Source organism: Kocuria aegyptia, from assembly GCF_039530085.1.
In the GTDB taxonomy this organism is placed as follows: domain Bacteria; phylum Actinomycetota; class Actinomycetes; order Actinomycetales; family Micrococcaceae; genus Kocuria; species Kocuria aegyptia.
In genome coordinates, this window is sequence record NZ_BAAAOA010000031.1 from 1 (window position 1) to 10,779 (window position 10,779).

At 68.0% G+C, this 10,779-nt stretch carries 11 protein-coding genes and 1 pseudogene; 2 read left to right on the plus strand and 10 right to left on the minus strand.

The features are described from left to right. Nucleotides 1-83: 83 nt before the first annotated feature. From ABD220_RS12800 to ABD220_RS12835, 9 genes and pseudogenes are all read right to left on the minus strand, one after another. A complete protein-coding gene (locus ABD220_RS12800; RefSeq protein WP_425552561.1) occupies nucleotides 84-599 on the minus strand; it encodes an SDR family oxidoreductase in 516 nt (171 codons plus the stop codon). A 40-nt stretch (nucleotides 600-639) separates the two neighbouring features. Further along, nucleotides 640-837: pseudogene (locus tag ABD220_RS18100) on the minus strand (short-chain dehydrogenase); the annotation flags it as partial. A 94-nt stretch (nucleotides 838-931) separates the two neighbouring features. Further along, nucleotides 932-2,113: an L-rhamnonate dehydratase gene (gene rhmD / locus ABD220_RS12805; RefSeq protein ID WP_344123170.1), complete on the minus strand. Its 1,182-nt coding sequence runs from the start codon at nucleotides 2,111-2,113 to the stop codon at nucleotides 932-934. Nucleotide 2,114: 1 nt separating this feature from the next. Continuing rightward, nucleotides 2,115-3,167 carry a zinc-dependent alcohol dehydrogenase gene (locus ABD220_RS12810; protein ID WP_344123172.1) on the minus strand — a complete coding sequence of 351 codons (1,053 nt, stop codon included), beginning with the start codon at nucleotides 3,165-3,167 and terminating at the stop codon, nucleotides 2,115-2,117. A 108-nt stretch (nucleotides 3,168-3,275) separates the two neighbouring features. Continuing rightward, the gene (locus tag ABD220_RS12815) at nucleotides 3,276-4,217 is read right to left on the minus strand and encodes a sugar kinase (protein WP_344123174.1); all 942 of its coding nucleotides are present in this window, start codon (nucleotides 4,215-4,217) and stop codon (nucleotides 3,276-3,278) included. Beyond that, nucleotides 4,214-4,831: a bifunctional 4-hydroxy-2-oxoglutarate aldolase/2-dehydro-3-deoxy-phosphogluconate aldolase gene (locus ABD220_RS12820; RefSeq protein ID WP_344123176.1), complete on the minus strand. Its 618-nt coding sequence runs from the start codon at nucleotides 4,829-4,831 to the stop codon at nucleotides 4,214-4,216. Before ABD220_RS12820 ends, ABD220_RS12815 begins: the two co-directional genes overlap by 4 nt. Next, nucleotides 4,828-6,366 carry a tripartite tricarboxylate transporter permease gene (locus tag ABD220_RS12825; RefSeq protein ID WP_344123178.1) on the minus strand — a complete coding sequence of 513 codons (1,539 nt, stop codon included), beginning with the start codon at nucleotides 6,364-6,366 and terminating at the stop codon, nucleotides 4,828-4,830. Before ABD220_RS12825 ends, ABD220_RS12820 begins: the two co-directional genes overlap by 4 nt. Nucleotides 6,367-6,372: 6 nt before the next feature. Continuing rightward, complete coding sequence (locus ABD220_RS12830; RefSeq protein WP_344123185.1) at nucleotides 6,373-6,978, minus strand: tripartite tricarboxylate transporter TctB family protein; 606 nt, start codon at nucleotides 6,976-6,978, stop codon at nucleotides 6,373-6,375. Nucleotides 6,979-6,980: 2 nt separating this feature from the next. Further along, complete coding sequence (locus tag ABD220_RS12835) at nucleotides 6,981-8,036, minus strand: tripartite tricarboxylate transporter substrate binding protein (protein WP_344123179.1); 1,056 nt, start codon at nucleotides 8,034-8,036, stop codon at nucleotides 6,981-6,983. Between the two features lie 175 nt (nucleotides 8,037-8,211). On the opposite strand from ABD220_RS12835, the gene ABD220_RS12840 reads away from it, so the two are divergent. Next, nucleotides 8,212-9,204 carry a LysR family transcriptional regulator gene (locus ABD220_RS12840; protein ID WP_344123181.1) on the plus strand — a complete coding sequence of 331 codons (993 nt, stop codon included), beginning with the start codon at nucleotides 8,212-8,214 and terminating at the stop codon, nucleotides 9,202-9,204. Further along, the gene (locus ABD220_RS12845) at nucleotides 9,201-10,166 is read left to right on the plus strand and encodes a 2-hydroxyacid dehydrogenase (protein WP_344123182.1); all 966 of its coding nucleotides are present in this window, start codon (nucleotides 9,201-9,203) and stop codon (nucleotides 10,164-10,166) included. Before ABD220_RS12840 ends, ABD220_RS12845 begins: the two co-directional genes overlap by 4 nt. A gap of 59 nt (nucleotides 10,167-10,225) precedes the next feature. Here the strand turns inward: ABD220_RS12845 and ABD220_RS12850 are convergent. Next, nucleotides 10,226-10,779, minus strand: a 554-nt coding sequence (locus ABD220_RS12850) for a GntR family transcriptional regulator (RefSeq protein WP_344123183.1), incomplete at its 5' end; no start/stop codon positions are given.

The following is a 10,779-nucleotide window of genomic DNA, read 5'->3' on the forward strand; positions in this document are numbered from 1 at the left end:
TGGCGCACGGCGGGCTTCTCGCGGCCGGCTGGGCCGAGTCTCATCAGTTCCATGAACAGTCCTTTCGTCGATGTGTTGAGCTCTCAGTCCGCCGGTCGGAGCAAGAGGTCGTGCATTCCGCCGTCGACCGGCAGCACCGTGCCGGAGGTGGAACCGTTGACCGGGTCGGGGCGGAAGAGGATGGACGTGGCGACCTCGTCTGCGGAGACGAGGCCGTCCGTGCGGCTGCCGCACTTTGAGTTCACGGCGTCCGCCGCGGGATCCCCCGCCGCGTCGAGCAGCCTGCCCACCCAAGGGGTATCCGCGGTCCCGGAGCTCACGCAGTTGACCCGGATGCCCTCCCGCAGGTGGTCCGCCGCCATGGCCCGGGTGAGAGCTGCGACGGCGTCCTTGCTCGCGGAGTGCAGAGCGCGCTGCGGCAGACCGTGCGTGCCCGGGATGGACGCGGTGTTGACGATCACCGGAGTGCTCGAGCGCCGCAGGGAGGGCAGCGCGGCCGCCGACACCCTGGCGATGCCCACGACATTGACGTCCAGTACCCGTAACCACTCCTCGTCGTCGTTGCCCTCCACGGTGCCCAGCGCGCCCACCCCCGGCATAGTTGACGACGACGTCGATGCCGCCCAGCGCCTCGGCCGCGGCGTCGACCGCCTGCTGGACCGAGGACCGGCCCGCCACGTCGCACTGTCTGGCCAGGGCGACGTCCGGCACGGTAATCACCTGCAGGTCCAGGGCGACCATGTGGGCACCACGGTCCACGAGCCCGGTGATGACCGCCGCTCCGATGCCGGAAGCGCCACCCGTGACGACAGACCGGAGGCCGGCACAGCCGCTCATGGGAGTTCCTTTCGTCGAGGATCTGAATCAAACCAGGGCACCTGCATCGAGGGGGCCGGAACTCGACGCCCTGCCCGAACCAGCAGCTCATGGGTCAATGCATAAAGGGCCGCTGACGCTCGACCTCGGGGTTGAACTCCACCCCGAAGCCGGGGGTGTCGGGCAGTTTCAGCTTGCCGTTGTGGGGGACGGGTTCGTTGAGCAGCATGGGAGAGAACATCGGCACGACCTCCTCGGCGGTGGGGTGCATCATGAGGAACTCCGCGAAGGGGCTGTTCGTGCGGGTGATGACGAAGTGGTAGGAGTACACCGATGACCCGTGGGGAACCACCATGGCCCCGTGGGCGTCGGCGAGAGCGGAGATCTTGATGAGTTCGGTGATGCCTCCGCACCAGCCGACGTCGGGCTGGATGATGTCGGCAGCATTCATTTCCAGCAGCTGGCGGAAGCCCCAGCGGGTGGCCTCGTGCTCGCCGGTGGTGACGAGGACGTCCTTGGGAACCGCTTGCTTGAGCTTCTGGTATCCCCAGTAGTCGTCGGGGATCAAAGCTTCTTCGATCCACTTCAGCCCGTACTCGGAGGCGCGGTGGGCGAGCCGGGTGGCGTAGTCGAGGTCCAGGGACATCCAGCAGTCGTACATGAGCCAGAAGTTCTCGCCCACCGTGGAACGCATGTCAGCCAGCAGTTCGAGATTCTTCAGCATGCCCTCTTCGCCGTCGGCCGGCCCATAGTGAAGGGGGAGTTTGCCACCGATGAAGCCGAGTTCTTTGGCCTTGTCGGGGCGGGCACCGGTGGCGTAGAAGGTCAGCTCGTCCCGGACCGGTCCGCCCAGCAGGGCGTAGACCGGCTCTTGGCGCAGACGGCCGAGCAAGTCGTAGAGGGCCAGGTCGACGGCGCTGATGGTGTTGAGGACGATGCCGCGGCGCCCGTAGAACAGCGTCGATTTGTACATCTGGTCCCAGATGCGCTCGATGTCGGTGACCGCAGCTCCTTCGAGGAAGCGTGCCAGGTGCTTCTCGACGATCCACGCGCCCAGTTCCCCGCCGGTGGAGACGGCGAAGCCGATGGTGCCGTCATCGGCCTCGATCTCGACCATCAGGGTGCCCAGGACGTTGATGCCGAAGGACTGGCGGGACTGGGCGTACTGGGGGTACACGGACATGGGCGTGGCGATATGGTCGTCGATCCAGTGACCGGAGGACTGGTCGTGGTAGTCGGCGCCGCCACCGGTGACGGTGTAGGCGCGGACGGCTTTGATGGTGTGCGCCCGGGTCATCTCAGTGCTCTCTCGCCGTGGTGATGTCGTCGAAGGCCACCAGGACTTTCCCGGCCGTTTCGCCACCGGAGGCCGCAGCGGTGAACGCGTCGTGCGCTTCCTCGGGCGTCACGACGCGCGAGACCAGGGTCTCGAGCAGCGCGGCGTGGTCTCCGGCCCAGTTCGCTGCGTCGGCGAAGTCCCGGGCGCTGTAGGTGAAGGACCCGACCAGGGTGCGCTCCTCGGTGCTGACCGCGAACGCTTCAAGATCGACTCGAGGGGAACCCATGCCGACCAGAGCGACCGTTCCGCCGAGGACGGTTGCATGTAGGGCGTCGTTGACGGTGGGGGTGATCCCCACCGCGTCGATGGTCACGTCAGCCTTGGAGCCGAAGACGGTGTCGATCTGGTCCGCCAGTGGTCCAGCGGTGGGGTCGATCGGTTGGGCACCCAACTCCTTGCACAGAGCACGGCGTTCGGCGCTCATCTCGCTGAGGGCGATGTCCGTGACACCTTCCATTTGCAGGGCGAGGATTGTGGACTGACCGATCGGCCCGCCACCGATCACCAGAACCTTCTGCCCGGCTCTGACGTGGGCCCGGCGAGCAGCGTGGACGGCCACGGCGATCGGCTCGATGAGCGCCCCGAGGTGGACGGGCAGCTGGTCGCTGAGAAGGACCACGTTGCGCGCCGGCACGACGACGTAGTCCGCGAAGGACGCCTGGTAGTGCTGGGCGACCCCCACGACGACCTTCTCCGGGCAGTGCTGCTCGCGGCCGGCGAAGGACTCCACGGCGTCATCGGGAACGATCACGGGGTTGAAGGTCGCGGGGCGCCCGATCGGGAAATCGACCTCGGACACCCCTTCGCCGACCTGCGCAATGTGCCCGGCCGACTCATGGCCCATGATCTGGCCGGGAACCCGTCGACCGTTCTCGCCGGTGAACCCATGGATGTCCGACCCGCAGATCCCGGTAGCAGTGATCCGGAGCAAGACGTCGTTGGGTCCCGGCCGGGGGACATCGATGTCGTGGACACCGAACTGGTTGAACTGTTCGAGGACAAGAGCTTTCATGCTTGATCCGCCTTGATTGGTAGACAGTGCTGGATGGACAGGACCGTGCCAGGTGCAGGACAGGGCGTCAGCGGCGGCCCCCGGCCGGAACGGAAGAAGGCAGTGTCGTCAGCGCACCACGTCGCCCGGAGCTCCGCTGAGCAACCGCAGCTCGTCGCGCGTCGGGAGGCCTTCCCAGTCGCCCGGAGTCGACACGGCGAAGGCCCCGAGCATGTTGGCCCGCACAAGCTGATCCTCGAGCGACAGCCGCTCCAACCTGCCCGACAAGTAGCCGGCGACGAAGGCGTCGCCGGCGCCGATGGGGTCGACCTCAGGAACGGAGAAGGCCTCCGCGTGCACGCTGCGATGGGGGAGGAAGGCCGTGGCACCGAGCCGCCCCTGTTTGATGACGACCTGGGAAACACCGAGGTCGAACAGGGCGCGGACCCGGCTCTCGTCGTCCGCCCCCGGGACAAGGACGGCGAGCTCCGCGGAGTCACCGATGACGACGTCGACCGTGCCGAGCAGCGGGCCCAACGCCTGGCGCGCCGCCTCCTCGCTCCACAGCCGGGCCCGGTAGTTCACGTCGAAGGTGACGGTGGCGCCACGTCGCCGAGCCTCGCGCATCCCCGCGGTGACCGCAGCCGCGCAACGTTCACCGAGGGCGGGAGTGATCCCGGAGGCGTGGAAGATCTGCGGCCGGCACGCGAGTGCGTCCACCACGTCGGACTCCGTCACGAGCGTTCCCGCGGAGCCCCTGCGGTGGTAGTCGACCGTGGAGACGCCACCCATGCGCCGCTCCGAGACCAGGATCCCGGTCGGAGCGTGCGGGTCCACCCGCACGCAGGACACATCGATGCTCTCGGCCGCGTACGTCCGTCGCACGAGACGGCCCAGCCCGTCGTCCCCGACACACCCCACCCAGCGCACGCGGTGCCCGAGCCGGGCGAGACCCACGGCCACGTTCCCCTCGCTGCCGGCAACGCTCACCGCGGCATGATGGGCGCTGCGGACGAGCCCCTCCGCGCGGAACGCCGCCATGGTCTCCCCGAGCGTGACCACCTCGGTCATCGAGATTCCCTCGACCAGGCCTGCACGAACACTCGGGCGGCTGCCCCGAGGTCCGCCCAGTTCCGCTCCGCGACGATCTTCTCGGAGACCAGGGCGCTGCCCACGCCCACACCGATGCATCCCGCCCCGCGGTAGTCGGTCACGTTGTCGACCGCCACACCTCCGGTGGCGATCAGCGGGACGTCGTCCAACGGTTCGCGAACGGCTCGGACGTATGCCGGCCCGCCGAGGGCCCGGGCCGGGAACACCTTGACCGCGGCCGCGCCGTGGGTCCAGGCGAGCTCGATCTCGGTGGGGCTCGCCGCGCCGCAGACGACCGGGACCGAGAGCCTGGAGGCCTCCTCGAGCACCGACAGCGACACGATGGGTGTCACGAGGAACTGCGCCCCGGCCGCGACAGCATCGCGGGCTTGAGCGGCGGTGCGGACGGTGCCCGCTCCGATCTGCACGCCGTCGCGGCCGGACCACCTGCTGATGGCCTCCAGCGATCCAGGGGTAGGGAGGGTCACCTCCGCCCGGCTCACCCCCGCCGCGGTGAGCGTGTCCAGGATCTCGTCGGCCGGCTGGTGCTGGCGGAGCCTGATGATGGCGAGCACTCCATCGACGTCGGTCATGCCCCGATCACCTCTTCCTGCTTGTTGTCGCTCGTAGTGCCACGCATTTTGTGGACGATCCCCTGCAGTACCGGGAGGAGCAGGAGGAGAGCCGTCAGCACGATCAGGGTGGCGCTGATGGGCCGGTCGAAGAACTGCGTGAGGTCCCCACCCGTCTTGATGACGCTCTGCATGAAGTTGGACTCCACGATGGGGCCGAGCACGAGGCCGAGGACGATCGGGGCCAAAGGCACCCCCGCCCGTTCCAAGAGGAAGCCGATGACACCCATCGCCAGCACGATGAGAACCTCCACGTACCCGTTGTTGATCGCATACGCGCCGACCACGGAGACGCCGACGATGCCGGCCATGAGAGCCGGGCGAGGAATCCGCAGCACATAGGAACTCCCCCGGATGAGGAGGAAGCCGAGCGGCAGCAGCAAGAGATTCGCGATGATGAAGACGATGTAGATCGCGTACAGCATGTCCGTCTGAACCGTGAACAGGTCGGGCCCCGGCGTGATGCCCTTGACGAGTAGTACGCCGATGACGATCGCGGTGATCGTGTCCCCCGGGATGCCGAACGCGAGAGCGGGGATGTAGGCGGACCCGAGGCCGGCGTTGTTCGCGCTGGAGGCTCCGATAATGGGCTCCACATGCCCCTTGCCCCGCCCGAAGAGGTGCGCCTCCTTCGATGAGTTCTTGGTGACCGCATAGGAGACCCAGGCTGCGATGTCCGCACCCGCACCGGGGAGTGCACCGACGCCACCACCGATCAGACTTCCGGAGGCGACTCGCGACTTGTACCGCCAGATACTGCCCAACGTCTCGCGCACGATGCCCTTGTGCTGGATCTGCGGCACCGCGAGGGCCTGGGCCGGGGGCGTGAGAACGTTGCGCAGCACCTCTGAGATACCGAAGAGACCGATCATGGCCGGGATGAAGTCGATGCCCCGGTAGAGCTCTTCCGACCCAAAGGTGAATCGGGGGTGCCCCAGAGTGACGTCCAGACCCACCGTGGACATGAGCAGCCCGATCATCAGCGCGATGGCACCCTTGACCTGGGACCCGCGCGAGATGATGACCGCTGCCGTCAGCCCGAGGATCGCGACCCAGAAGTACTCGAAGGACGTGAACCGCAGGGCGAACTCGCCCAGGACGGGAGCGACGAGGATCAGGACCACCGCGCCGAACAGACCTCCGGCCACCGAGGCGACCAGCGACGCTCCGAGCGCGAGTCCACCCTTGCCGGACTGCGTGAGCCGGTAGGCGTCCTCGGTATACGCCGCGCTGGAGGGGGTGCCGGGGATACGGAGGAGGGCGCCGGGGACGTCACCGGCGAAGATCGCCATCGCAGACATCGTGATGATGGCGGCAATGGCCGGGACGGGGTCGAGGAAGAAGGTGAACGGGATGAGCAGAGCCGCCGCGAGCGTTGCCGTCATCCCGGGCAGAGCCCCGATGACCAGACCGAAAATGCCGGCCAGCACAATCGCCAGCAGCGTGACGGGGTCGGACACGACCATCACCAGGCCGTCGGAAAGGTTCTGGACCATGCTAGTTCACCCCAGAAATCCATTGGGGAGCTGCACGAGGAGCAGCAGCTCGAAGACTGCGTAGAGCCCTGCCGTGATGCCCGCCGCTGTCAGCAGGGCCGCGACGACACGACTTCGGAGCACCAGCATGATCGCGGTGAGGACCAGGAACATCGTGAGGGGGAAGCCGAGGAACCCCGCGGCCAACACGTAGAAGATGATGCCGCCGAGTACAACGGCGGCGTTGACCCAGTGTCCGTCCTGAGCTGCGAGTGCAGGCGCGGCCACCGGTTCGGCACCCGGGCCGTCGACCTCCGGCTCCATCGCCACGTTGCGGTCCCCCGGGGCCGGCTCGACCCCCCCGGGCGAGGCGCTGCCGTTCCGGGTGGGAACGGCAACGCCCCGGCGGCCGGCGACGACGGCTCTGACCACCAAGGCGGCCCCGAGGACCACCAGGAACCAGCCGATGATCATCGGGAAAAGCCCAGGCCCGTGCAACGCCTCTCCCATGGTCGGCATGCCCCGGGAGTAGAGGACCACGGCGACACCGCCGACCACGGAGAGAGCGCCCAGGACCACATCGCCGACTGCCAGCGGAGCACGACGGCGGGCGTCAGCCGGTGCTTGCTGCATCGTCACTTGGCCAACCCTGCGGCTTCCATGATCTCGCCCTTCTGAGCGTCGTCCTGAGCCATGAACTCCGTGAACTCCTCGGAACCGCGATACGTCACGCCCAGCCCCTGGTTGCCCATGAACTCGCCGAACTCGTCGGAGGACACGATGTTCTCCAGGTGGCACTCGAGCTCGGCGACGACGTTCTCCTCCAAGCCGTTCGGGCCTGTGATGCCACGCCAGACGCCCATCGAGGATTCCACGCCTGCCGCCTCTCCGAGGGTCGGCACGTCCGGGAAATTCTGGTCGCGCTCTTCGCCCATGACCGCCAGGGCCTGGGCGCGTCCGGCGTCGATCATGGTCTTGTTCTCGCCGAGCGCGGCGGTCGAGAGATCGATGCCCCCGGCGACCAGCTCCTGCAGCGCCGGCGCGGCACCCTCCGAGGGGACGAAGTTCACGGCGTCGGGCTCCAGCCCGGCGTCGAGGAGCATGCCCACGAGGGCCAGGTGCCAGATGCCGCCCTGCCCGGTCCCCGAGGCAGTGACCTCGCCGGGGTTCTCCTCGATGTACGTCATCAGGTCCTCGGCCGTCTCCCACTGCGAATCGGCGGCCACCGTCAGGCCGGCGGCATCGGAGTTCACCTGGGCGATGCCGGTCAGGTCCTCCGCTGTGAGATCCGTCAGGCCCTGCCAGTGCATCATGCCGATCTCCACCGTCGCCAAACCCAAGGTCTGGCCGTCCGGCTCGGCGCTTGCGATCGCCTGGTGGCCCACGACGCCGCTGCCGCCCGTGCGGTTGACGACGTTGACCTGGGTGCCGAGCGCGGCCGAGAGTTCGTTGCCGACCGCACGCGCCACACCGTCGGTGCCCCCACCAGCGGCCCAGGGAACGATGAGCTCGACCGGACCGTTCGGATAGTTCGGCGCGAGATCGCACGCGTTCCCATTGTCCGCGCCTTCGGCAGAAGTATCGCCGCCGCCGGCCGAGCAGCCGGACAAGACCAGGCCCACGGAGCCCATGGCGGCAACAACGCCGAGAAGCGGTGAACGGCGGGACCGTCGGTTCGTGCTGTTCGTCATTGTTCTTCTCCCATTTCATCGTGGTGACCGCTGATCACTGAATGAGATCCGCGTCACAACCCAGTTCACTCATCGTGGGGGTAGGCGAAGTCCAGGACAACAGCGTCCATCGGATACCTATATCCTGTAGGACGGATAGTTCGTGTGGTGCAGGCCGAATGGAATGGAATCTCCGATGACCAGGGTCGAGCAGAACGACTGGCTTGAGACGTTCGTCGCTGTCGCCGAGCACGGAAGCTTCAGCGCGGCCGCACTGGCGATCCACCGGTCGCAGTCCCGCGTGAGCGCCCATGTGGCCGCCCTCGAACAGGCACTGGGCGTCCCGCTCTTCGATCGTCGACATCGTCCGGTCGAGCTGACCGACGCCGGCGAGACGTTCCTCCCCTACGCACGAAAGGCCCTGCTTTCGCTCGACCTGGGCGCCGCCGAGATCGACGCGCTCACCGGCGTCCACCGTGGTCGTGTAGTGCTGGGGTCGCACCCGAGCATCAGCGCCGGTTTCCTCCCCCGCGTTCTGCGGAACTTCTCGGCCACGCATCCGCAGGTACGGGTGGAACTCTCCGAGGACACCACCACAGCCCTGGCCCATGACCTCGCCGTCGGCAAACTCCATCTGGCGATTCGCTCCACCACGGCCAGGCCGGCACCCCCTGGCCTGGTGTCCCAGCCGCTGTGGCGTGAGCCGTACGTCGCCGTGGTGCCCACCTCCCACCGCCTGGCCCGGGCCCCGCTCCCCCTGCCCCCGGAGGCTCTGAGCAGGCTGCCGCTGATTGTCATCGCGCGGCCGGGGGCTGGGCTGGACCCCGACACCGCCGGAGTGCTCGCAGCGTGGAATCTGATCCCGGACGTGGCGTGGCAGACGGAACAGCCGCAGACGTTGGCCAATCTGGCCAAGGAAGGTCTGGGTGTGGGGGTGATCAACCGGTTCGCGATGGAGGTCTCGGACACCACCGGACTAGCCGTACTGCAGGTGGGGCACGTCATGGAAGGGCGTGAGGTCGGATTATGGCACGACCCCGACAGATACATGTCGTCCGCCACTCGGGCGTTGCACGGCGCCCTCCTCGACGCCCCGAGACCCGGTGGTACTGTTCCCATCAATCCGCTCCCCGCCCGAGACGCCCACGGACGGCGGGAACAAGGAACTCCGAACGAAGGATCTGGATGAATCTCCCTCTTGTTCTCGTACCGTCGCCTGCCCCCAAGGATGTGCTGGACGCGATCCGCGGTCGGTTCGACCTGCTTCAACCGTCGAACCAGGAGGAGCTGGACGCCATCCTCACCGACCGAGGTGAGGAGATCGAGGTGATCGCCAACCCCGGTGAAGGTCCGCTCGGCAAGGACCTGCTCGAACGCTTGCCGAATCTCCGCTTGATTGCCCACTTCGGCGTGGGATACGACACCGTGGATGCACCGGAGGCGGTTCGACGCGGCGTCGTCGTCACCAACGTGGCCGGCTCGAACGACGAAGAAGTGGCCGACACCGCCATGGGCCTGTTGCTGATGACCGTACGAGAACTGTCCCAGGCCCAGGAACATCTTCGGAGAGGCCGCTGGCACGAAGGCCCCTATCCGCTCACCCGGTTCAGCCTCCAGGGTCGGACGATGGGCGTGCTCGGCATGGGGCACATCGGGCAGGCTATCGCCCGCCGCGCGGCGGCGTTCGGGATCAGCGTCAGCTATCACGCCCGTCACGAGCGCAACCTCGAACTCCCGTACTACCCGGATCTGCGGGATATGGCGCGCGACGTCGACATCCTCGTGGTCGCCACGCCGGGCGGGGCCTCGACACGGCACCTCGTCGACGCGGAGATCCTGCGCAACCTCGGGTCCGGAGGAGTGCTGATCAACGTCGCGCGGGGGTCCGTAGTGGACGAACAGGCACTGATCGCCACCCTCGCCGACGGCACGCTCGGAGCGGCCGGACTCGATGTCTACGAGGACGAGCCGAACGTGCCCCCGGAGCTCCTGGCGCTCCACAATGCGGTGCTGCTACCCCACGTCGGCTCCGGGAGCGTGCCCACCCGCCGACGCATGGCCGAACTCGGAGCAGCCAACCTGCAGTCCTGGTTCACCGACGGCACGGTGCTGACCCCTGTACCCGAAGCGCGGGTCCTTACAGCCCAGTAGACGCACCGGTGGCCCTCCGGGCTGGGCGTCGACGGGGCGGGGCGCATCCTGACCAGACCTCAGGCGCTCTCGCTGCGGGCGTCCTCGCCGGCGTTCTCGTGCTCGTGGATGGCCCGCTCGCGGACCCCGCAGATGTGCCCGGCCATCGCGATCCGGGCAGCCGCGGCGTCACCGCGGCGCAGCGCCGCCAGGATCCGCGCGTGCTCCTCGATGGCGCTGCGGGCGTCCTGGACCCCCAGCCCGCTGAAGAGCCGGAACCGGTGCACGTGCCCACCCAGGGAGTCGTAGGCGCCCAGGACGAACTTGTTGCCCGCCTGCTCCGCGATCAGGCGGTGGAAGCGCTCGTCCGCCTCCCAGTAGGTGCGGTAGTCGGAGAAGTGCGGCCCGTTGGGGGCGTCACGGAGGTCGTCGATGGCGCGCTCGAGCGCCTCCAGGAACGCCGCGTCCGCGTGTCCGCACGCCAGCTCGGCGTTGTACGGCTCGATGAGCAGGCGGGCATCCATCAGGTCCAGCAGCTCCTCGTGGGTCAGCAGAGGAGCCACCCGGTAACCGCGCAGCGCGGCGCGGACCACCATGTTCGTGGACTCCAGCCGCGCCAGGGCCTCCCGGACCG